This is a genomic window from Streptomyces sp. NPDC017095 (assembly GCF_044332325.1).
Taxonomy (GTDB): Bacteria; Actinomycetota; Actinomycetes; order Streptomycetales; family Streptomycetaceae; genus Streptomyces.
In genome coordinates this window covers 1-21,444 of record NZ_JBIROU010000031.1, presented here as the reverse complement: position 1 = coordinate 21,444, position 21,444 = coordinate 1, and the positions used below count along the sequence as shown (strand labels likewise).

At 71.6% G+C, this 21,444-nt stretch carries 21 protein-coding genes and 1 pseudogene; 10 read left to right on the top strand and 12 right to left on the bottom strand.

What is annotated here, in order from left to right:
- Positions 1-446 precede the first annotated feature (446 nt).
- A complete protein-coding gene (locus ACH4OA_RS34160) occupies positions 447-1,043 on the top strand; it encodes a TetR/AcrR family transcriptional regulator (protein ID WP_397944263.1) in 597 nt (198 codons plus the stop codon).
- Positions 1,044-1,344: 301 nt separating this feature from the next.
- Here ACH4OA_RS34160 and ACH4OA_RS34155 read toward each other — a convergent pair whose 3' ends face one another.
- From ACH4OA_RS34155 to ACH4OA_RS34145, 3 genes are all read right to left on the bottom strand, one after another.
- Complete coding sequence (locus ACH4OA_RS34155; RefSeq protein ID WP_397973330.1) at positions 1,345-1,638, bottom strand: DUF1330 domain-containing protein; 294 nt, start codon at positions 1,636-1,638, stop codon at positions 1,345-1,347.
- Positions 1,635-2,366, bottom strand: a complete 732-nt coding sequence (locus ACH4OA_RS34150) for a type 1 glutamine amidotransferase domain-containing protein (RefSeq protein ID WP_397944267.1) — start codon at positions 2,364-2,366, stop codon at positions 1,635-1,637. Before ACH4OA_RS34150 ends, ACH4OA_RS34155 begins: the two co-directional genes overlap by 4 nt.
- A 125-nt stretch (positions 2,367-2,491) precedes the next feature.
- The gene (locus ACH4OA_RS34145) at positions 2,492-3,328 is read right to left on the bottom strand and encodes an alpha/beta fold hydrolase (protein WP_397944268.1); all 837 of its coding nucleotides are present in this window, start codon (positions 3,326-3,328) and stop codon (positions 2,492-2,494) included.
- Positions 3,329-3,911: 583 nt separating this feature from the next.
- Between ACH4OA_RS34145 and ACH4OA_RS34140 the strand changes: the two genes are divergently transcribed.
- Both ACH4OA_RS34140 and ACH4OA_RS34135 read left to right on the top strand, forming a co-directional pair.
- Complete coding sequence (locus tag ACH4OA_RS34140) at positions 3,912-4,199, top strand: nucleotidyltransferase family protein (protein ID WP_397944270.1); 288 nt, start codon at positions 3,912-3,914, stop codon at positions 4,197-4,199.
- A gap of 668 nt (positions 4,200-4,867) precedes the next feature.
- Complete coding sequence (locus ACH4OA_RS34135) at positions 4,868-5,956, top strand: RICIN domain-containing protein (RefSeq protein ID WP_397973328.1); 1,089 nt, start codon at positions 4,868-4,870, stop codon at positions 5,954-5,956.
- A gap of 1,060 nt (positions 5,957-7,016) precedes the next feature.
- Here the strand turns inward: ACH4OA_RS34135 and ACH4OA_RS34130 are convergent.
- From ACH4OA_RS34130 to ACH4OA_RS34120, 3 genes are all read right to left on the bottom strand, one after another.
- Complete coding sequence (locus ACH4OA_RS34130) at positions 7,017-7,223, bottom strand: hypothetical protein (RefSeq protein WP_397944274.1); 207 nt, start codon at positions 7,221-7,223, stop codon at positions 7,017-7,019.
- Positions 7,224-7,918: 695 nt separating this feature from the next.
- Positions 7,919-8,380 (bottom strand): 2'-5' RNA ligase family protein, encoded by a 462-nt coding sequence (locus ACH4OA_RS34125; RefSeq protein ID WP_397973350.1) that lies wholly within the window; start codon positions 8,378-8,380, stop codon positions 7,919-7,921.
- Between the two features lie 79 nt (positions 8,381-8,459).
- Complete coding sequence (locus ACH4OA_RS34120) at positions 8,460-9,410, bottom strand: LysR family transcriptional regulator (protein WP_397973325.1); 951 nt, start codon at positions 9,408-9,410, stop codon at positions 8,460-8,462.
- Between the two features lie 84 nt (positions 9,411-9,494).
- Here ACH4OA_RS34120 and ACH4OA_RS34115 point away from each other — a divergent pair, with 84 nt between their 5' ends.
- A complete protein-coding gene (locus ACH4OA_RS34115; protein WP_397944279.1) occupies positions 9,495-10,415 on the top strand; it encodes a PhzF family phenazine biosynthesis isomerase in 921 nt (306 codons plus the stop codon).
- Positions 10,416-10,634: 219 nt separating this feature from the next.
- Here ACH4OA_RS34115 and ACH4OA_RS34110 read toward each other — a convergent pair whose 3' ends face one another.
- Positions 10,635-11,450: a MerR family transcriptional regulator gene (locus ACH4OA_RS34110; protein ID WP_397949525.1), complete on the bottom strand. Its 816-nt coding sequence runs from the start codon at positions 11,448-11,450 to the stop codon at positions 10,635-10,637.
- 79 nt (positions 11,451-11,529) lie between these two features.
- Between ACH4OA_RS34110 and ACH4OA_RS34105 the strand changes: the two genes are divergently transcribed.
- Positions 11,530-12,324 (top strand): SDR family oxidoreductase, encoded by a 795-nt coding sequence (locus ACH4OA_RS34105; RefSeq protein ID WP_397973322.1) that lies wholly within the window; start codon positions 11,530-11,532, stop codon positions 12,322-12,324.
- A gap of 170 nt (positions 12,325-12,494) precedes the next feature.
- On the opposite strand, the gene ACH4OA_RS34100 is transcribed toward ACH4OA_RS34105, so the two are convergent.
- Both ACH4OA_RS34100 and ACH4OA_RS34095 read right to left on the bottom strand, forming a co-directional pair.
- On the bottom strand, positions 12,495-12,716 hold the full coding sequence (locus ACH4OA_RS34100) for a hypothetical protein (RefSeq protein ID WP_397944284.1): 222 nt from the start codon (positions 12,714-12,716) through the stop codon (positions 12,495-12,497).
- 215 nt (positions 12,717-12,931) lie between these two features.
- Positions 12,932-13,321: an ArsR/SmtB family transcription factor gene (locus tag ACH4OA_RS34095; RefSeq protein ID WP_397944285.1), complete on the bottom strand. Its 390-nt coding sequence runs from the start codon at positions 13,319-13,321 to the stop codon at positions 12,932-12,934.
- Between the two features lie 93 nt (positions 13,322-13,414).
- On the opposite strand from ACH4OA_RS34095, the gene ACH4OA_RS34090 reads away from it, so the two are divergent.
- Both ACH4OA_RS34090 and ACH4OA_RS34085 read left to right on the top strand, forming a co-directional pair.
- Positions 13,415-15,406, top strand: coding sequence for a heavy metal translocating P-type ATPase (locus ACH4OA_RS34090; protein WP_397973320.1), 1,992 nt, complete (start codon positions 13,415-13,417; stop codon positions 15,404-15,406).
- Positions 15,403-15,810: a (2Fe-2S) ferredoxin domain-containing protein gene (locus ACH4OA_RS34085; protein ID WP_397944288.1), complete on the top strand. Its 408-nt coding sequence runs from the start codon at positions 15,403-15,405 to the stop codon at positions 15,808-15,810. Before ACH4OA_RS34090 ends, ACH4OA_RS34085 begins: the two co-directional genes overlap by 4 nt.
- A 662-nt stretch (positions 15,811-16,472) precedes the next feature.
- Here ACH4OA_RS34085 and ACH4OA_RS34080 read toward each other — a convergent pair.
- Positions 16,473-17,672 (bottom strand): FAD-dependent monooxygenase, encoded by a 1,200-nt coding sequence (locus tag ACH4OA_RS34080; protein WP_397973318.1) that lies wholly within the window; start codon positions 17,670-17,672, stop codon positions 16,473-16,475.
- Between the two features lie 82 nt (positions 17,673-17,754).
- Between ACH4OA_RS34080 and ACH4OA_RS34075 the strand changes: the two genes are divergently transcribed.
- Positions 17,755-18,342: a TetR/AcrR family transcriptional regulator gene (locus ACH4OA_RS34075; RefSeq protein ID WP_397973316.1), complete on the top strand. Its 588-nt coding sequence runs from the start codon at positions 17,755-17,757 to the stop codon at positions 18,340-18,342.
- A gap of 252 nt (positions 18,343-18,594) precedes the next feature.
- Here the strand turns inward: ACH4OA_RS34075 and ACH4OA_RS34070 are convergent, their stop codons facing one another.
- Entirely contained in the window at positions 18,595-19,122 is a 528-nt protein-coding gene (locus ACH4OA_RS34070) for a hypothetical protein (protein WP_397973314.1), read from the bottom strand.
- A 215-nt stretch (positions 19,123-19,337) separates the two neighbouring features.
- Here ACH4OA_RS34070 and ACH4OA_RS34065 point away from each other — a divergent pair, with 215 nt between their 5' ends.
- Together ACH4OA_RS34065 and ACH4OA_RS34060 are read left to right on the top strand one after the other, a co-directional pair.
- Positions 19,338-20,549 carry an IS630 family transposase gene (locus ACH4OA_RS34065; RefSeq protein WP_397973311.1) on the top strand — a complete coding sequence of 404 codons (1,212 nt, stop codon included), beginning with the start codon at positions 19,338-19,340 and terminating at the stop codon, positions 20,547-20,549.
- Between the two features lie 180 nt (positions 20,550-20,729).
- Entirely contained in the window at positions 20,730-21,203 is a 474-nt protein-coding gene (locus tag ACH4OA_RS34060) for a 2'-5' RNA ligase family protein (protein ID WP_397973309.1), read from the top strand.
- 150 nt (positions 21,204-21,353) lie between these two features.
- Here ACH4OA_RS34060 and ACH4OA_RS34055 read toward each other — a convergent pair.
- Positions 21,354-21,444, bottom strand: a pseudogene (locus tag ACH4OA_RS34055) (lytic transglycosylase domain-containing protein); the annotation flags it as partial.

Here is a 21,444-nt window from a genome sequence, read left to right as displayed (position 1 = left end):
AGGTGTCGCCGTCCTTGAGGACGCCGGTGTCACCGGACCGGGACCCCTGAGGGACATGCCGGAAAGACGCGGCCATGAGACCGGGCCGGTGAGCTGTTCCGGCACCCGCGGCGCGACTACACCTGGGCGGGAACCCTCACCCAGGTGCGGGCGGGGGCGGACTGCGCGGTCCGCCCCGGCCCGCCGCTACGTCGCAGGGCGGCGAAAAGGGCGACCCGCGAAAGGAGCCGCCCTCCGGCGAGGTCTTCGTCGAGCCGGCCGGCCATGGACGCAGACGTTCCCGGTGTGGCCTGGCGAGCGAGATCCGCCTTGCGGCCGAGCAGGGCCACACACCCTTGGCCACCGTACTCACGGCCGGGCAGCGCAGCCGCCACCGCGCGGCCGCGGTCCGCATGCCCACACCAAGAGCCAGACGACTGGTCTATTCACGGAGTACAGTAGGGAACATGCCAGCCACCACCCCACGCACTGCCGGCACCCGCCGGAACATCCTCGACACCGCCCAGCGGATCATGGCGCACAAGGGCTACTCGGCGGTCGGCCTCAACGAGGTTCTCGCGGAGGCCGGCGTACCGAAGGGGTCTTTCTACCACTACTTCTCGTCCAAGGACGCTTTCGGCGAGGCCCTGCTGAAGAGCTACTTCGACGAGTACCTCGCCGACATGGACCGTGTACTCGCGCAGCCCGGCCGGTCCGCCGCCGAGCGCCTGATGTCCTACTGGCAGCTGTGGCGGGAGACGCAGAGCTTCGACGAGTGCCAGGGCAAGTGTCTCGCCGTGAAACTCGGAGCCGAGGTCGCCGACCTGTCCGAGCTGATGCGCCTGGCCCTCAAGGACGGCACAACCGCGATCGTCGACCGCCTTGAGCGGGCCATCACCAGTGGCCTCACGGACGGATCGGTCGTGATCGACGGCGCTCCGCGCGAAACGGCGCAGATCCTCTACGACATGTGGCTCGGTGCCAGCGTCATGGCCAAGATCCATCGGAGCCTCGAACCCCTCGATGCCACCATGGCGATGACTCGTCGGCTGCTGCACGTGTAGGGACAGTCTCGTCACCCGTGTCCGGCGAACCGCCGGCCAGGGGTTTCATACGCCGTTCTTCACACCCGGCCGCTTGCGCGGACCCATGGGGGTCACCTCATGCAACAGTCCGGAGCACGCCCTCCCCGCTCGCGTACGGGAGCCGGCGCGACGCGGCGAGCGGCCGACCGGACCTGGATACCGGCACGGACCAAGGCACCGCTACAGGAGGACGGCTGCGCCTGGGCTCGATCGCGGGTGTGCGCGGCACGAGCGTCGGCGCGGTCTGCCTTTCGAACATGACGCCCGCACGCCGGCACACCTACCCGTCGATGCCTTCGACGATGAGCACGCGGTAGTCGGCGGCCTGGTGCCGGTGCGGAACGGCGGCCTGGTACTCCTCGCTGTGATACCAGGCCAGCGCTGCCTCCCTGGTGGGGAAGCGGTTGATGAGCACGCCCTCGGCCGCGGGGCCTTCGAGCACGTCGAGCCGGCCGTAGGCGGCCAGCGGGGTGATTTCGTGCCCGGTGCGTGCGGCGCGGGCTCCCGCCGCGTAGACCTCCAGTTCCGCGGCATCGCGCAGGTGCTCACGGATCATCACCACGTAAGCGCTCACTTGGCACTCCCGTGCGTGATCGTCCTGACCAGGACGTCGGCGGCGGGGCCGGACGAGGCCGGGTTCTGCCCGGTGATGAGAAGTCCGTCGGCAACGACGTTCTCACCATAGTCGGCGACCTTCGTGTACCGGGCGCCACGGGAGAGGAGGTCGTCCTCCAGCAGGAACGGCATCACCTCGGCCGCCTTCCCCCGCTCGCCCATCTCCTGGAGGCCCTTGATGGCGAGTATGGTCTCCTCCTCAGTGTCGGTGAAGCCGGTCACCAGCCGGCCCGCGACGGCGAGGGAGCCGTCGGGAGTGCGTACGTTCCGCAGCGCGACGGGCGCGTGGCAGACCAGCGCCACCGGCTTTGTCTGCGCGAGGAACTGCTCCAGGAGCCCGATCGACACCGGGTCGTCGGCGAGGTCCCACACCGGACCGTGCCCGCCCGGGTAGAAGACGGTGTCGAAGTCCGCCGCCGAGACCGCGTCGAGGCGCACGGTCGCATCGAGCTGTGTCTGGGCTTCCGGGTCGTCCGTGAAGCGCCGGGTGAGATCCGTCTGGAAGTCGGGCTTGGCGCTGGTCGGGTCCAGCGGCGGCCGACCGCCCTTCGGCGAAGCGAGCACGATGTCCCAGCCCGCCTCCTTGAACCGGTAGTAGGGGGCGGCCAGTTCCTCCAGCCAGAACCCCGTCTCGCGGCCGGTGTCACCGAGCTTGTCGTGCGAGGTGAGAACGATGAGGACCTTCATGATGGCTGCTCCTGCAGATCAGTGGGCCGCTCGCCTCTGGCGAGGTGAGCGGCACCGGGGGGGTGGCGAAGCGGGGCGCGGCCTGCACCCGCGGGTGCGGACGGCCGGCCGGGCAGGGATGCGGCCTACTGGGCGAGGAAGGCCAGCAGGACTTCGTTGACTTCGGCGGTGTGGGTGGTCAGCAGCCCGTGGGGGGCACCGTCGATCTCGGTGTACTGCGCGGCGGGCAGGGCCTTGGCGAAGCGCCGGCCGGTGGCGTCGATGGGCAGGGAGCGGTCGGCGGTGCCGTGGACGATCAGAGCCGGAACGTCGATCTTGGGGATGTCGGCGCGGAAGTCGGTGGCCCAGGTCAGGGGGGCGGCAGCCGAGGCGACGGCCCCCGCTCCGGCGGCGACGTTCCAGGCGTTGCGGACCGCGCCTTCACTGATGCGGGTACCCAGGTTCTCGTCGAGGTTGAAGAAGTCGTGGTAGAAGTCGGAGAAGAAGGCGTACCGGTCCTTCTTGACCGCCTCGGAGACACCCTGGAAGAAGGAGGCGGGCGCGGCGCCGTCGGGGTTGTCGTCGGTGAGCTCCAGGAACGGCTCCAGCGAGGCCAGGAACACGGCCTTGGCGACACGCGCCGAACCGTAGGAGGCCAGGTAACGGGCCACCTCGCCGGTGCCCATGGAGAAGCCGACCAGTACCGCCTCACGCAGATCCAGCGCCTCCAGAACGGCGTTCAGGTCGGCGGCGAAGGTGTCGTAGTCGTAACCCGTCGAGGGCTGGCTGGACTTGCCGAACCCCCGCCGGTCGTAGGTGACGACCCGGTAGCCGGCCTCCAGCAGTGCCGACGTCTGCCCCTCCCACGAGTTCCCGTCCAGCGGATAACCGTGGATCAGCACCACGGGCTGTCCCGAACCCAGGTCCTCGTAGTGCACCTCGATATCGGCGCTGTTCTCCCTGCCGACCTTGATACGCCCCATGACGTCCAGCCTCCGAAGTGTGGTTCGCGTTCCGACGATCACGACTATACGACTGGTCTACTCGCTCGTCAATCGTGCCCGCTCCGACAGGGCCGCCGGTCACTCGCGGACGGCCGGAGGCGGCGGATCGTGATCCGCGGATGCCCGAGAGTGCCCTTCGCCGGGACGTCGTCCGCCAGCGTGCGGGGTAAGGAACTTCTCTATAACCCGGCTTCAGCGTGCGCTGGAGCCCGAACGGGCCGAGCAGCACCGGCGTACCGGTGCACTGCTCGACCAGTGCCCGCACGCGGCGGGAGCCGGTCGCCGGCCGGTTTCCCCGGCCGGCGACCTCCACGTCGTAGGCCGCGCCGTCGTCCAGCGTGCCGTTTATCCTCATGCCGTCCTCCCTCTCTCGGGTGGCGAGCAGTCTGAGAAGGAAGGCCCGCAAGTCGTCGTCCGCGTAGTCCCCGGAGAACAGCGACGCGCGCCCGAGCGCCACCAGATCGCCGCTGTCACCCTGCCCGGCGTCGCTGCCGTCGAGGGCGTGCGCGAGTCAATCCCGCGGCCGAAACCCGTGGTTCGCGGTGCGGTCCGGAGGGTGGTTGTGGCAGGGGAGTCCTCCGCCTCCCACGACGAGGCGAAGTGGGGCAAGGGGATCGCTGCGTGCCGGGAGCTGGCGGATGCGATCAGCTCGTTCGCCGCGACCAGTTGGCGTGGTGGCATGTCGCTGGACAGCGGCGGCAAGCTGGCCGCGCACTCCACCCGCGGACTCGTGGACCTGTTCTGCCTTGTGCTGCGGCCGAACCCGCGGACCGTCGCCCCGCGGTCGGTGTACGAGGCGAAGGCCGAGCGGTGGTTGCAGGAGTGGTCGCAGCTGACGGAGTTGCCGTGAGTGGAGCCGGCCGGTAGGCCGTCGCGGGTCAGGCTGCGGTCAGCATCAGGCCGGAGTGGCCGCTGAGTCGACTGGTCGGCGCCTGGTGGTCGTAGCCGATTTCGGCCACCTGGGCGTATGTCCCCTTGGCCCGATACCAGGTGAGGTCGGTGGCGGTCGGAGAACCTGGGCATCCCCGGCGGTCGCCACGCCGACGTGAAGTGGCTGCACGAGCACGACCGAGCCGACATCGTCCTCATCCTCGACGACGGACTGCTGCCCGCACCGACACTTTCCAGGTCCTGCGCGACGCCTTCAGCACCGACCCCCGTCTCGAAGCCGCCGACCCCATGCGCTCCGGCCCCGTCACCACCTACTTCGGCTGCGCCCACGCCATCCGCGCCACCGTCATCGACGAGTTCGTCTGCCCACGCCCCACGTCGGCAGCACCGGCAGACGGCCTGAATCGTGCGTGACCGCGGCGGCGTCCGGGCGTTGCCACGGTGTGGATGCTCTGGACCGGCTTTCCGCCCACCCTGAGGCGCTGGCGCGGGCGCACTGGGAGACGTCCAGAAAGGGCTGTTGACGGGAAAGAGCAGGTTTATCCGGGCAATTGCCGGGATTGCCCGCCGTGCCGGAACCCGCGCAGCTAGTTTCCCCGGGTCTTGCAACCGGCGAAAGGACAGCCCATGGAACACCAGTCCATATCCCGATGGCTCCGGGCCCGGCGCGCGGCCGCCGTCGGACTCGGCACGCTCGCGGTGCTCATGGGGGTCACCGCCGGGACGGCGGCCCCCGCGCGCGCCGCCACCGCCGCCCCCGACCCGGCCCAGCTGACGGGCCTGACGCTGACCTCCGTGAGCAACGGCCGCGGTCTGGACGTGCAGAACGGCAACACCGGCGACGGCGTCTTCCTGGTCACCAACAGCGCCCCCGGCTACCACCAGAAGTGGAGCGCCAACCTCGGCCCGGGCGGCTCCTTCACCCTCGTCAACGACGCCACCGGCAAGTGCGCCACCGCCGGGCTGCCGCTGACCCAGCAGCCCTGCGACGGCCGCAGCGGCGAGCGCTGGTACTTCCAGCCCGTCGCCGGCGGCTCCGGCGCCTTCATGGTCCGCAACGCCCAGGACGACAAGTGTCTGGACGTCTGGTACAACGGGCAGTACAACGACGCCTGGACCGACACCTACGGCTGCAACGGCAGCCAGGCCCAGCAGTGGCGACTGCCCGCGAGCGCCCAGCAGGCCGCCGTCGCGGCGGCCGTCGACCACGCGGCGGCCCGCTGCGTCAAGGACACCTCCAGCTGCTCCTGGCGCACCCGGGTCCAGGCCCCGGCCGCGCCGCTGCCGCAGCAGTGCGTCTCGCCCGTCTGGTACAACGGCACGACGGCGGCGGTGCCGTGGACGTTCTCCATGAAGCGCACCACCGGCTGGGGGTCCGAACTGGGCTTCACCCTCGGCTCCGACCTCGGCACCGGCGGCGCGTCCCCGGTCACCGCGAAGATCAGTACGCAGATCAGCGGCAAGGTCACCCAGAGCCTGACCGACGAACTGGGCAACAGCCTCACCATCAGCGTGCCGCCGGCGCAGTACGGCTGGGTCGCCCTGTCGGAGCTGGCGACGAAGGTCACCGGCACCTGGACCTTCGACGTGAACGGCTACCCCTGGACCGCCGACGACACCCTGACCGTCCCGCTGCTCAGCGACGGCCAGGGCGGTGCCAGCATCTACCTGGCCCGGACCAGCGACACCTTCTCCGGCTGCGGCAGCGCTTCCTGACCGTCCCCCGCCCCACCCCCGCCGGGTGAGCGGGTCCTCGGGCCGCCGGCCCGAGGACCCGCTCACCCCGAGGAGATCGACCTTCGCGAGCGGCTCCAGGCCCAGTCCCGTCCGGACGCCGAGACGCGGTAGGCCCGCCCACGACCTGCCCCGATCCCGTGACTACCGGCTTGGCATCCACCCCTGCCAGTACCGAGGCCGTCGCCCACGCCCTCCGTCCACGAGCTCCTGCCGCCCGGTCAGCGGTTTTCCGGATGCCCTGGTAGCCGGGGCCGAGTCCGCGTCGCTTGCGGGGCCTTGGCGCGGCGGACGCCGTCGCCGCGGCGGAGGACTGGTCGGCGACGGAGATACCGAGGCGCCGGCGGACGGAGGTGGTCGCGGGCGCCACCGTGGCGAGGGCCTCCGCCAACTCAGCTCCGACGGCGCTCAGGGCCTCGGTGAGAGTGTCGGTCGCGTCGAGAGCGTCCTCGGCGGCCGCCGTGCTCCACCCGCTCGGGCCAGCGGCGTCCGCGAAGTGACAGGCGGCTTCGGCGGCCTGTCCGGCGCGCCGCTCCACCCCTGGTGCTGCCTGATCCGCCAGCGCTGCCCGGCCGGCGCTGCTCGCGCTGCGCCGGCTGGTGGACGTCCTTGCCGCCGAAGCGGGTTCCCTGCTGGGCCAGGACGGGTGAGCCGATCTAGCAGCTCGTCCTCGGTCGGACCTGTAGGGCCTCGCGGGTCCGATCGGGGCGGACCGGCTAGTCAGGTGAGGCCGGAGTCGTTGCCGTCCCCACCGTCGTGGCGCTGCATGCAGCCGAGCATCGAGCGCACTGCAGACGTTGCGCTACGGTGCCTTCGGCTGGACGCGCACCACCATCCGCCGCAGTGGGGCGCGCTGAGGAGACGAGGTGCGGTAAATGTGGGCTCAGTCATCCGACTGCCCAGGTCAGAGAAGAGCAAGAGGAGGCCGACCGTCGCGGTGAGGAGGACGGCCGGGTGTCCAGCAGTGCGGCGTGGTGCGGGCGCAGCATCAGCAGCGGCGGCCCAGGAGCCGGGCGGGACTGGAGCTGAGCCGCAGGCTGGTCTAACGCGGGCACTCCCATTGGCTTTCGAACGGGAGGGAGTTGTTGTAGATCCAGCCCTTGAGGACCAGGCTGCCGTAGTACGCGGTGACGTGTGTCCACCTGTGTCCGTACAGGTTCGTTGTGGTGCAGTCGTAGACGAGCTTGGTCTGGCTGCTGAGGGTGTAGCCGGGTGTGCAGTCGCCATACGGACCCGCTTGATGCAGCACAGGGGCTGAGCTCTTGGGGTATGTCACCGATCCGTCCAGGGGTCTCCAGTTCGCCGACGTGCACGCGGCGGCGCCAGAGGGAGCGGCTTGGGCCGGCGGGGCGGCGAAGAGGAATGAGGCGATACAGGCACCCGCCAAGGCGGCGCCACTCACTGAGCGTCTGAACACAGCTGCCTCCACCTGTCGTCATATTCGCTTCTTGGCGAAAGATAGAGGGCGCCTGTCAGCGGGTGAAAGACCTGCTTTGCGTCATCGTCAGCCGGCACTGGACCTCGCCGGTACACCGCCCGTGCAGTCCCCGGTCGGCCGCCGCGGGGAGACGAGTGGGTGCCCAGGGCGTGGCGCGGTACGGGCGCAGCGGCGGCGGCCCGGAAGCCTGGGCGAAGCCATCCCCCGATGACGACAACGTCCCAGCTGTGCGCGGACAGTGCTGCAACGATCGTCGACTCGGCAGACTCATCCAGCTCGATCAGCGTCAGAGACGCATCGATGGCGTGCTGGCCGAAGCGGGCCAGCTCCTGGTCGAGGGCCGCTCGGACGGCGTCTCCGTCCATCCCGGGCACTGCACGCGGGTCAATTCCAAGAATGAGAACGCGGAGCATGCCCCTACGTGACCGGCGGCACCGTACGGAAGCACGGGCGCCGGGACCCGCGGCGGGCAAACCAGCGTCCGTCGACTGCGACGAAGGGTGCGCTCAGGGGCGGGCCTCCAGCTCTTCCAGGGCGCCGGTCCGGGTGTCGTAGCTGCGCAGGGTGGTGAGCCAAAGCGGCGGCGCCGACAGCAGCTCGGAAATCCGCCGGTCGGCGAAAGCGCCGGCCCGTCGGGTCCGGCCGAGGGTGATGTGCGGGCTCCAGCGCCCCGGTCGGTGCAAGGGGTTGAGGGTCTCGGGCGGACTGCCGGAGGCCACCGCGTCCCACACCCGGCGGTGCGACCCGGCCAGCGCGGAGTCGAGATCCAGTGCCCAGGCCAGTACCGAGGTGGGCCGCTCGAAACGGACCACACCGGTGCACCGCGCCGGCCGCGGCAGGGTGACGGCCACTTCGGCGAGTTCCCGGCGGGTCGCAGCGGTGAGTTCCGGGCAGGCGGCCAGCGTGAGGTGGGGACTGTTGGTCGGTGAGCGGTGGCGTGCCTGACTGGGCAGCCCCGCGTCCGCCAGCCGTCGCCAGGTGTTCCTGACCGCCAGATCCGCCGCAGCCTACCGGCGATCGCCCGCAGTTCCGCCGTCGGCCGGCCCGTCAGACCGGGGGCGCGTCGGCCGTTTGGGGCCCGCCCTTCCCGTCCCCGGCCTCTGCGAGGTGCCGGACGAGCGCGCGGGCGACCTCGCGCGCGGCGGGCGCCGCCCAGCGCCGACGGTGCCGGGCCAGTCGTACGGGTACGTCGGCGAGGGGCGGGCCGTCGAGGGCGATCCGGCGCAGCCGTCCGTCGCGCAGGTGCTCGGCGACGGTCGTCGCCGGCAGCAGCGTCAGGCCCAGGCCCGCCGCGGCGCAGGAGCGAGCCGCGTCCACACTGCCGAACCGGGTGACTCGCGGGCCCGCGCCGGGCGCGGCGCGCAGCCGCTGTTCGAAGGCGTCGCTGTACGCGCAGCCCTCCTCGAGGAGGAAGAAGTGCTCGGCCGCCAGATCGCCCCAGGCCGCCCGGCGGTCACGCCCGGCCAGCGGGTGGCCGGGGGCGGCGACGAGGGCGAGGGCCTCGCGGGCGACCGGTTCGGTGGCGATCTCGCGGGACTCGGTGTCCTCGGTGTCCGCGGTCATCAGCAGCGCCAGGTCGAGGTGGCCGGAACGCAGCCCTTGCAGGCACTCCTCGGTGCCGGCCGCGCGCAAGTCGACGTCTACGTCGGGGTGTTCGGTGCGCAGGGCCGCGATCACGGCCGGCAACCGGGTGGCACACAGCGATTCGGGCGTGCCGACCACCACCCGCCCCGCGACGGGCCCGTCCTCGCCGGCCGCGGAGCGCAGCCGGGCCACGGCGTCGAGCACCTCCTCGGCCTCCGCGAGGAGCCGTCGGCCGGCGTCGGTGAGCAGGGCGCCGGTGGGCAGCCGGTCGAACAGCGGCACGCCGAGGTCGCGTTCGAGACTGCGGATGTGCACGGTGACTGTGGACTGCGCGAGGTGGAGTGCGGCCGCGGCGGCGGTGAAGCTGCCGGTGCGGGCGAGGGTGGTGAAGGTCGTCAGCAGTCGCGTGTCCACCCGCGCAGCTTATGCGGAATCCCGATGGGGTGCATCACTATCCATCGTTGGACGCGATGGGGGCAGGGGTGCCAGGGTTTCCCCATGACCGACGACACGACCGCCGCCGCCACCGATACGACGACCACCGCTCCGGCCCACGGCGGCCCCGGCGCGCCTTCCGAGATCCTGCGCTACTCCGCGTTCACCCGCACACCGGAGGGCGGCAACCCCGCCGGGGTCGTGCTGGACGCCTCCGGGCTGGACGCGGCGGCCATGCTCGCCGTCGCCGCCGAGGTGGGCTACTCGGAGACCGCCTTCGTCACCGCCGCCGATCCGGACGCCCGGCGTTTCACGGTGCGCTACTTCAGCCCGCTGGCGGAGGTGGCCTTCTGCGGGCACGCGACGGTGGCCCTGGCCGTCGCCCTCGCCGATCGGCTGGGCCCCGGCGACCTCACCCTGGACACCCCGGCGGGCGCCATTGCGGTGACGACCGCCGCCGACGGCGCGGGGGCGGTGCGGGCGACGCTCACCAGCGTGCCGACCCGGTCCCGCCAGGCGCTCGCCGACGAGTTGGAGACCACCCTCGCGGCCCTCGGCTGGAGCGCGTCGGACCTCGACCCCGCGCTGCCGCCGCACGTCGCCTTCGGCGGCAACGACCACCTGGTGCTGGCCGCGGCCTCCCGCGAGCGGCTGGCCGCGCTCGACTACGACTTCGACGCGCTCGCCGAAGTCATGCGCCGGTACGGCTGGACCACCGTCGACCTGGTGTGGCGCGAGTCGCCGCGCCGTTTCCACGCCCGCAACCCGTTCCCCGTCGGCGGTGTCGTGGAGGACCCGGCGACGGGCGCGGCGGCGGCCGCGTTCGGCGGCTACCTCCGCGCCCTGGGGCTGATCACCGAACCTGCGGACATCGCGGTGCGGCAGGGCGAGGACATGGGCCGCCCGAGCGACCTCCTCGTCGGTGTGACGCCCGAGGACGCCCGGGTCCGGGTCACCGGCACGGCCGTGCTTCTCCCCCGCTGACGGCCCGCCGGCGGTGCGTCGTGCCGGTCGGCCGCGGCCTTTCCGCGAGCGGCTGGCCGCGCTCGCGGGCTCCTCGGTGGCTGCCGGCCGCAGTTGCGCGGCCCGGACCGGCCCACGTCGAGTGTGCAGGCCCGGTCGAAGTGCGCTGGCGGGCAGTCCGTGAGCGTGTCCGGTCTCGGTGTCAGCGGGCCGGTGCCGCAGGACGCCGTCGACCCGGACTCAGACCGGGCGGGGGCCGGCATCGGCGACCCGGAACACCGGCCAGCCGATCTCGGTGCGCCACTCCTCGGCGGCCGGGGTGTCGCGCGGGCCCACGAGGTAGGTCTCGCGCACCGGCCCGGCCACGGCGAGGGCGTGGTCGGCGACCCACCTGCCCAGCTCGCCGTAGGTGACGTCGATGGTGTCGTGGGACCCCGGGTGCACGGTGACCGCCAGCTCGGCGGGCGGCAGGTCGGTGCCGTGGACGCGCCCCAGGTCCGGCACGGGCGCGGCGACCGGGACGTACACGAGCACGTCCCCGCGGCCCTCGCTGAACAGCGCGTTGTCGTAGAGGCCGCCCGCGGGGCCCGTGGGCGCGTCGACGACGGCGTCCAGCTCGGCCATCGCGCCCGCGTACCAGGACAGCACCTCCTCGTGGGTGACCGTGCCCCGTACCGCGGCCACGCGCCGCGCGGGTGCGTGACGCAGCTCGACGGCGACACGGGCCGGTTCCGGGCGCAGCAGCCGTCGCAGCGACGCGACGGCCGCCTGGGTCCGCGACAGCTGGTCCTGGAGCCGCTGGAGGTGCTCGCCCACCAGGTGCGCGCGCACGGTCGGGTCCGGGGTGAGCAGGATCCGCCGGACGTCGGCGAGCGGTACGTCGAGTTCCCGCAGCCGGGAGATGACCTGTGCGCCGGGGATCTGGCCGGGGTCGTAGTACCGGTAGCCGCTCGACGGATCCACGTGCGCGGGTTCCAGCAGCCCGGCCTCGTGGTAGCGGCGCAGCGTACGGATGCTCAGGTGGGTCAGCCGGGAGAATTCGCCGATCGTCAGCACGCCCCCACTGTGCACCCTCCCCCCGGGGGAGAGTGCAGCGCTTGACCCGGGTGCCGCGGGAGGCGGCACGCTCCGGCACATGACCAGCATCCCTTCCTTCTCCCCCGACCTCGCGGGGCGTCTCGCCGTCGTCACCGGCGCCGGACGGGGCACCGGCGCCGCGATCACGGCCCGCCTGCGCGCGGCCGGCGCCACCGTGCTCCCGACCGCCCGCACGGCGCCCGCGACCGCGGCGGCCGACCCGTTCTTCGTCACGGCCGACCTGAGCACCCCGGACGGCGTCGACACCGTGGTCTCGGCGGTGCGCGACCGGCTCGGCACCCCGGACGTCGTCGTGCACACGCTCGGCGGCTCGCACGCGCCGGCCGGCGGGTTCGCCGCCCTCACCGACGCCCACTGGCAGGACGAGCTCGCCCTCAACCTGCTGGCCGCCGTACGTCTCGACCGCGCCCTGCTCCCGGCGATGCGGGACGCGGGCCGGGGCGCCGTCGTCCACGTCTCCTCCATCCAGCGCCGGCTGCCCCTGCCCGACGCCACACTCGGCTACGCCGCCGCCAAGGCCGCGCTGACCACGTACAGCAAGGGTCTCGCCCGGGAACTGGCCCCGCACGGAGTACGGGTCAACGTCGTCTCCCCGGGCGCGATCGCGACGGAGGGCACCACGGCCCTCGTCGCCCGCATCGCCGACGCACAAGGCATCGACCGGGCCGCGGCCTGGGACCAGGTGCTGGCCTCGCTCGGCGGCATCCCCCTCGGCCGCCCGGCACGCCCCGAGGAGGTGGCCGAGCTGGCCGCCTTCCTCGTCTCCGACCGCGCCGCCGCCATCACGGGCGCCGAGCACACCATCGACGGCGGCACGGTCCCCACCCTCTGACCCCACCCCGCACCCAGGAGAGCACCCGCATGGCCCCGAACGGCCCCCCCGGCCTGCCCGTCCGCATCCGGACGTACTCGAGGCCCCCGCCGCACCATGCCTCTCCGGCGCCCGTGTCCGCGGCGTCCTCCGAAACCAGATGACGCACCTCTGGTAGCGGGCCGAGCGTTTCAAATACCGGCCTGCCCGGTGCCCAGCGGACGACGTCGGGCACCGGCACCGTGAGCAGCTTCCGTGCCAGGGCCGGCGTCGTGTTCCAGGCGCTCGGTGGCGGGGGCGAGCCGTTCGGCGGGCAGGAGTCGCGCGCGCAGCTCCGAAGCGGGGAGGAAGTCCGGGTCGCGGACCGGGCCGGACCCGGCGGGGCCGGTGCCCAGCGGGCGGCGTGTGTTCATACCCAGAGTGTCTCTGGAAACGGGGCGCCGGGAGGTGGGCATCGTGTAAGAGGGCATCGGCTTTCCTGTGTTCCCAGCGGAACTGCCCCCCGCCCGGCCGGCCCCCGTGCCGCGCGGCCGGCGACGCGGGCCCGGGCCGGCTTCTGTGTCCGGCCGGAGTGCCCGCATCACCGTCTGCGCCGCCGCGCTCCTCGTCCTTACCGCCCGCTCACCGTCTACCGCCGGGACTCGGCCGGTGCCGCTTCGGTCGCGGGGGCGTCGCGCAGGCCGAGCCGCAGGTGCTCGACGTGGAAGAGGGCCTGCTCCAAGAGCTCGGCGACGTGGTTGTCGTAGAGGGCGTAGACGATGGAGCGGCCCCGGCGTTCTCCGGTGACGAGTCCGAGGTTGCGCAGCAGGCGGAGCTGGTGGGAGCAGGCGGAGGCTTCCATGCCCACGGCTTCGGCGAGGTCGCCGACGGCGCAGGGGCCTTCCTGGAGGCGGGCCAGGATGTACAGCCGCGAGGGGGTGGCCAGGGCCTGGAGGGTGGCGGCGACATCCGTGGCCCCCGCCGCGTCCAGGCGCTCGCGGGGGGTGGCGTGGTTCGTGTCGTCAGCTCCGTGGCCCATGACGCCCATCCTACCCGGCACATATGAAGACCTGTTCAGATGTTCCTGTACGGTGGATGTGTTGCCGCCTTCCGCCCGAAGGGTTGTCGTGTCATGTCTTCTGCCCTGCTCCAGCGGCCTGAACGGGCAGCTCCGGCCGCTTCTGGTACGGCGCCGAAGCGCCGTACCCAGGTGTTCGCCCTGGCCGAGGCCCGCTGGGCCGCCGCGGCGCTGGTGCTGTTCCTGATCGCGCTGCCGCTCCAGCTGACCGGCGCACCCGCCTGGGCGTGGGGCCCGTTGTACGCCGCCGCCTACGTCACCGGTGGGTGGGAGCCGGCCTGGGCGGGGCTGTCGGCGTTGCGGGAGAAGACCCTGGACGTGGACCTGCTGATGATCGTGGCCGCCATCGGTGCGGCTGCGATCGGGCAGGTGATGGACGGCGCGCTGCTGATCGTCATCTTCGCGACCTCCGGCGCGCTGGAGGCCCTGGCGACCGCGCGTACCCAGGACGCGGTGCGCGGTCTGCTCGACCTCGCCCCCACGACGGCCACCCGCCTGGCCGACGACGGGAGCGAGGTGACGGTCCCGACTGAGGACTTGGTGGTCGGGGACACCGTCCTGGTACGCCCTGGCGAGCGGGTCGGCGCGGACGGCCGCGTCCTCGCCGGGGCCAGCGAGGTGGACCAGGCCACCATCACCGGCGAGCCCCTGCCGGTGGCGAAAGAGATCGGGGACGAGGTCTTCGCCGGCACCCTCAACGGCGCCGGCGCGCTGCGGGTCAAGGTCGAGCGGGACGCCTCGGACTCGGTGATCGCCCGGATCGTGGCCATGGTCGAGGAGGCTTCCGAGACGAAGGCGCCTACCCAGCTGTTCATCGAGAAGGTCGAGCAGCGCTACAGCCTGGGCATGGTCGTCGCGACCCTGGCGGTCTTCCTGCTCCCCCTCGCCTTCGGCGCGGACATGACCGGCTCGCTGCTGCGGGCGATGACCTTCATGATCGTGGCCTCGCCGTGCGCGGTGGTCCTGGCGACGATGCCGCCGCTGCTCTCGGCGATCGCCAACGCCGGACGTCACGGGGTCCTGGTGAAGTCCGCCGTGGTGATGGAGCGTCTCGGGCAGGTCGACGCGGTCGCACTCGACAAGACGGGCACGTTGACCGAGGGCACCCCTCGCGTCACCGACATCCGTCCTCTGGACGGCTCCGGCCTGACCGGGGACAACCTGCTGGCGCTGGCGGCCGCAGCCGAACACCCCAGTGAGCACCCCTTGGCCCGCGCCGTCGTCGACGCCGCCCGCACCCGCGGCGTGGCCATCGCCGGTATGCGGGACTTCACCTCCGTTCCCGGCATCGGTGTAACCGCCACCGTCGACGGCCACACGGTCGCGGTCGGCGCACCCGCCCGCCTCCTCGACGGCCATGACGACCTCGTCGCGGCCCGTGCCGCCGAGGTCGCGGCCGGCCTGGAGGACGGTGGCCGCACGGCCGTCCTGGTCCTGCGCGACAGCGTCCCCGTCGGGGTGCTGGGCATCGCCGACCGGCTGCGTCCCGACGCCGCCGCGACCGTCGCCGCCCTGGCCACGCTGACCGGCAGCGTCCCGATGCTGGTGACGGGCGACAACCCGCGCGCCGCCACACGCCTGGCCGCCGAGGTCGGCATCCCCGGCGACGAGGTCCAGGCCGGATTGCTGCCCCAGGACAAGGTCGAAGCCGTACGGCGCCTGGAGGCGCGAGGGCGCAAGGTGCTGGTCCTGGGCGACGGAGTCAACGACGCCCCCGCCCTGGCCGCCGCACACACCGGCATCGCCATGGGTCGCGCCGGCTCCGACCTCGCCCTGGAGACCGCCGACGCCGTCATCGTCCGCGACGAGCTCGTCACCGTCCCCAAGGTCATCGCCCTCTCCCGGGCGGCCCGCCGTCTGGTGGCGCAGAACCTGGTCATCGCCGCAGTGTTCATCTCCGGCCTGGTCATCTGGGATCTGGTCGGCCACCTGCCCCTGCCGCTCGGTGTCCTCGGGCACGAGGGCTCGACCGTCATCGTCGGTCTCAACGGGCTGCGGCTGCTGCGCGACGCCGCCTGGAACCGCGCCGCCAAGGAGGTACGGTGAGCCGCCGCGCCAAGAAGGCCGCCCCCGCTTCCGGGGCGGCCCGGCCCACCGTCACCGTCTGCCGCGGCTGCTGCTGCGGCACCCCGGCCAAGGTGCCGCGCCTGGACCACGAAGCCCAGCTCACCGACCTGCGCGTCCAGTTGGCAGAAGTCGCGATGGTCCGGCGCACCGACTGCCTGGACGCGTGCGAGCGGGCCAACGTCATCGTCATCCAGCCCTCCGCCGAAGGCCGCAAGGCCGGCGGCCGCCCGGTCTGGCTCGGACAGGTCAACGACCCCGGCGCCGCCGCCGACATCGCCACCTGGGTCAAGAACGGCGGCCCTGGCCTTGCCGAGGCACCCGACATCCTCGACCTCTACACGTTCAGCCCGTCCCGCCGCGTCCGCCACGAACTGGAAGACTGACCACCCCCGGCCGGGGCCCCGCACTCGCCACCACCGCGTACAGACGCCGCTCGGCCACCTTGCGTGCGTCCGCGAACCCGAGAGGCAGCCGCACTGTGCCCGTTCTCGCGGCAGACCGCGGCCTGCCCGCCGTCGGCACGGCCCCGGACACCGGGCGCTCCTCCTCCCGAACCGGTCACTGACCGCTTATGCACAAGCAAGGGACACGCGGCACGGTCGCAAGACAGGCTGTTCACTGTCGGTGCGGGCTCTGTCCAGAGGGCCGGGACTCGAGCATCGGTTCCGAGGCCGTCGCGATCAGCGGGGTCGGCCCGTACATGAGGAGCCGTCATCCCGACACGACGCCGCTCGCCCCGATGACCCCGAATGCGGCCATCAGCGCCTTCAGCTACCTCCGATGGCCGCGAAGAATGCAGGTGTCACACGTACAGCGACATCGAGCCGGCGATCCGGCGGGTGGTGACGTTGATGCGGTACACGTCGGGCATCCTTGCTTCCATCGGCCTCTCCGCATTCATGACAGGTGATGACGGGATTCCTTGGTGACGGTTGCCCTGCCTCACGCCCTCCCGGACGGGTCCGGAGGCATCGAGCATTCCCCCCGGGGGCGGCAAAGGGCTTCGCGCTGCCGGCCGCTTTGTGGGGCGTCGCCGCTCTCGGTGTCAGCCGGCGCGAGCTGCGATGAGGCGGTCGCGGGCGGGCGGCTGCCAATCGAGGACCGGGGTGAGCGCGTTGAGTGCGGCGGAGCCGGGAGTCAGGCGGAGCATCAGGTCGCGCAAGGCGGTGGCGGGCGCCGAGTGCCACTGCGCGACGGTGCCGATCCGGCGGGAGCGACGGGTGATCATCTGGGTGCGGGGGCGTCGGTGGCGGTCGTAGGCGGCCAGCGCGGTGGCCACGTCCGGGGACGAGTCCAGGAGCGCGGCCAGCGTGACTGCGTCCTCCAGCGCCTGGTTGGCCCCCTGGCCCAGGTTGGGGGTCATGGCATGCGCTGCGTCGCCGAGGAGCGCGGCACGCCCGGTGACGAAGCCGGCCAGCGGCGGCAGCTCATAGACGTCGTGGCGCATCACCGCGTCCTCGTCGGCGGCCGCGAGCAAGAGGGGGATCGGGTCGTGCCAGTGTCCGAAGCGCCGACGTAGCTCGGCCAGCTCGCCGCCGGGACTGAGGTGTCCCTCGGGGGCGTTGGCGACGCAGAACAGGTAGGTGCGGCCATCCGCGAGCGGTGCCATCCCCACTCGCTCACCGCGGCCCCAGCTCTCGCCTCCTGCCGACAGCCGCCGGCCTGTGTCGACGACGAGACGCCATGTGGTGTAGCCGGCGTAGCGCGGCGCCGGGGCCTGTGGCCAGAGCGAGTGCCGCACGGTGGAGCGGATCCCGTCGGCGGCTACCAGCAGGTCGGTCCGCGAGACGCCCTTGTCGTGCTCGGCCTCGACCCGTTGGCCGCGCAAGGTGACCTTGGTGACCCTGGTGTCCCCGCACAGGGTGTCCGCCGGAAGGGCCGCACGCAGGATGTCGAAAAGCCGGGCACGGTGAATCATCACCACGGGGCCGAAGCGCCTGGCCAGCTCCTGGGTGTCGGTCCGCGCCAGCCAACGGCCGGACACGTCCCGGACACCCGCCTGGGTCTCGGCCAGGGCCTGCGCACGTACCTGCTCTCCCACGCCCAGCGCGTCCAGCGCGCGCACCGCGTTGGGCCACAGTGACAGCCCCGCTCCTACCTCACCGAAGGCGGCGGTGCGCTCCAGCACCTTCACCCGCCAGCCGATCCGGGTCAGCGCGACGCCGGCGGCCAGGCCACCGATCCCGGCGCCGACCACGATCGCGGAGCGCTCCCCGGTACCGCCGGGCTGTGCTGCCTCTCCCATGAACCCCCCTCTACATCTGTAGTGGACAACCAGAGACTCTACACTTGTAGAGGCAGATAGCGAGAAGAGGGAGGTAAACCCAGTGGCCCGAACCACGCCCCGCCGGCAACGGCTGGCCGACGCGGCCATCAGCACCCTGGCCCGTTCCGGCATGCGCGGACTCACCCACCGCGCGGTCGACCAGAGCGCCGATGTCCCGGCGGGCTCGTGCTCGTACTACTTCCGTACGCGCCAAGAACTGCTGCAGGCCGCCGTCGAGCGTCTGGCCGAACTGGACATCACCGAGATCGACGAGCGCCCCGCCCTCACCGGGCCCGCGAGCACCGCCCAGATCGCCGAGGCCACCGCGGGCCTCATCGAGCACTGGACCACCGCTGGACGCGAACGCATGCTCGCCCGCTACGAGCTGGCCCTGGAAGCGCCCCGCCGCCCGGAGCTTCAGGCCGCCCTGCACAGCGCGGGCAGCCGCCACCGCGCTGTAGCCGAGAACTTGCTCGCCGTCGCGGGCGTACCCGACCCTGCGGCACACGCGAACGCGTTCGTGGCCTTCCTGGACGGCATACTCTTCAACCAACTGACCGCGGCAGCCCCGCACCGGCTCACCCCCGAGCAACTGCGTCGGACCGTCCTCAGCCTGATCCATGCCTGCAGGGCACCATCCTCAGCCTGATCCACATCAGCAGTCGGCCAGAATCCGGCGCACGTCCTGCCGAAGGTCCAGCGCGCGTACGCCCGGTTCACCCGACGCGGTCAACACCGCGGCCACGACCTCGCCGACCACGGACAGCCCGTCTCCGCCGGCCGGCTTAGTGGTCGGCTCCGGAAGTCCTTCGGGGGTTGCCCCCGCCCGACGCCAAGCAAGCTCGGCGCACGGACGGCGTTCATCCCGCTCACCGCTCTCACTGGTGGACCAGCGCCAACCTCAGTACAGAGCACGCTGGGTGGCGCGTGATGCCGACAAGCGCGCTTCTACTCGGCCCTGTCGGGAATGGCTCCTCGGGCGTGGAAAAGAGACGACGCCGCGCCACGGTGGTGGGCCGCCCAGCGTCCGGACGAAGTGCTCTTGTGACGGGTCGAGCGAGCGTCGGGCCGCGTTGACGAACTTCAGGTGTGCCTCCTCCAGCGCGCTGTGGATCGGCCGAAGCTTCTCAAGGTCGGTGGGCTGGCGACCGTGGAACAGGATGGTGAAATCCTCCACGACCTCGCAGAGCTCGATAGCCGCGGCGGCGGCCTCACGAGTTGCGACCAGGCTCAACGACTGCACTCCGGCGTTGAACGGTCCCCAAATATGTGGGGCAGGCTGGCGCTCCTCAAGGAACGCTTCCCGGAGCTCGGCTTCCACAGCGCCGAACGCCTGCAGGAACCTCTCGTAGGCGGCGGTCTGTGTCCCTTGCAGCCACTGGCGATTCTGGCCGCGTCGCCCGACGATCCCGCCTGCGATGACGCCCACGACAGTGGCGGTGAGGGCACCCCCAGTGGATATCAGAAGGTCCCATGGGACAGCCAAGTCAGTTCCCCCGCATGGTGGATGGTCCGTTCGAGCGAGCTCCGTGCTCACTGTAGAGCCCCATGGCCGCGCCGCACCGCACACGCCGAGCAGTGCTTTACTTTCAGCTCCGTGCCTGGCCGCACAAGTGGCCATCGCTACCTGATATTCGCAATAACATGCCCGTTACCGCTGCCTGCCCGATAGCCCTGATCGCCTCCCAGCGCCACCGACTCAAGAAGATGGCCTACGGCCACAAGACCCCGCATCAGGACCGGCAGCCGGCCACAATCGTGCTGCTCGCGGCCCAGGGCCGCTCGAACGCGAGGATCGCCGTCACGACGGGCATGCACGTCGACACGGTACGCACCTGGCGTGCCCGGTTCGCCGAAGGCGGCCTGCCCGCGCTGGCCGACCGCAGGCGTTCAGGGCGCCCGCGCCGCTTCACCCCGGTGCAGGTCGCCGAGGTCAAGGCGCTGGCCTGCCAACTGCCCGCCGAGACCGGCGCCCCGCTGTCTCGCTGGTCGTGTCCGGAACTGGCGCGCGAGGTCGTGGTTCGCGCCATCGCCGGCTCGATCTCCGCCTCCACCGTGCGGCGCTGGCTCAAGGACGACGCGCTCAAGCCCTGGCAATACCCGTCCTGGATCTTCATCCGAGACCCGGACTTCCAGCCCAAGGCCGCCCGCATCCTGGACTTGTACGCCCGCGCCTTCGACGGCGTCCCGCTGGACGAGGACGACTACGTGATCTCCAGCGATGAGAAGACGTCCGTGCAAGCCCGCTGCCGCTGCCATCCCACCCTGGCCCCGGGCCAGGCCCGTGCAATGCGGGTCAACCACGAGTATCGGCGTGGTGGCGCACTGGCCTACCTCGCCGCCTACGACGTCCACCGAGCCCGCGTCTTCGGACGCTGCGAGCCCCCCACCGGCATCGTGCCCTTCATGAACCTGGTCACCCAGGTCATGACCACCGAGCCCTATCCCAGCGCGAAACGCGTCTTCTGGATCGTCGACAACGGCTCCTCCCACCGGGGGAAGGCCGCCATCGACCGCCTGACCAAGGCGTTTCCCAACGCCGTCATGGTGCACACTCCCGTCCACGCCTCCTGGACCAATCAGGTCGAGATCTTCTTCTCCGTCGTCCAACGCAAAGTCGTGAACCCAACGACTTCACGGACCTCGACCAAGTCCGAGACCGGCTCCGGGCCTTCGAAGACCGCTATAACGCCACGGCACAGCCGTTCCAGTGGAAGTTCACCACCTCCGACCTGGACGATCCGCAGGCCAGGCTCGACCGGCAAACGGCCGATCACCCAGGAGAATCCTCCATCGCGCCGGCGGCGTGATCAACCCCCGAAGGACTTCCGGAGCCGACCACTTAGTTCACGGTAACCGACAGCGTGTGCTGCTCAGTTGCGGAGGCGTTGGGTGGTCGTCGGCCGCCTTGATGGTCATGGGATTGACGGCAGTCGTGTTCCGGAGGCGCCGACTCGTTCCGTGCTGTGGACTGTTCACGATCACGGACGTAAATGAGTGCTGTCGCCGGTCTTTGCAGTAGCACTATGCGGTGTCATGGAAGACGACCGCACCAGCAGGTTTCAGGGGTTCGATCCGTCTGCCCGAGCAGGAATACCAGCACATGTCACGGTGCTTTTCCCGTTCCTCGACGAGAGCCGGATAGATGCGGGGGTCCGCTCGGCTCTCAGTGTCGTGCTCGGCAGTCATCGTGCCTTTGACCTGCGGTTTGAGAGCTGTGGGCGGTTTCCGGGGGTCGTGTATCTCGTTCCTGAGCCAGACGCGCAGTTGCGGCGGCTCACCAAGGCGATCGCTGACCGGTGGCCCGAAGCGCCTCCATACGGAGGCCAGTTCACCGAGATCGTGCCCCACCTGACCGTCGCTGACGGACAGGACGATGCAGTTCTAGACGAGATCGAGGCTGACTTGCTCAGCAGGCTTCCCGTCACGACCCGGGTCTCGTCAGTTGACCTCATGGTGCATGACGGCGCGCAGTGGCAGGAGCGGGCGTCGTTCGCACTCCTTGAATGAGCCCGGCCCCCGCACGGCCGGCACCGACTGACCGCGCGACGGCTCCCGTCCCGCGACCCTGGCCCTCGCCCTGCGCCCTGGCCTCACCTGGTACCCCACTCCGCACGCCCCCACCTTCGGTGCGCCTGAATCCCCAGAGTTGCCGTCGGCTCAGTACCAGCCGTTGGCCTGCCAGAAGTTCCAGGCCTGGGCCGGGCTGCCGTAGCGGGAGTTCATGTAGTCCAGGCCCCACTTGATCTGG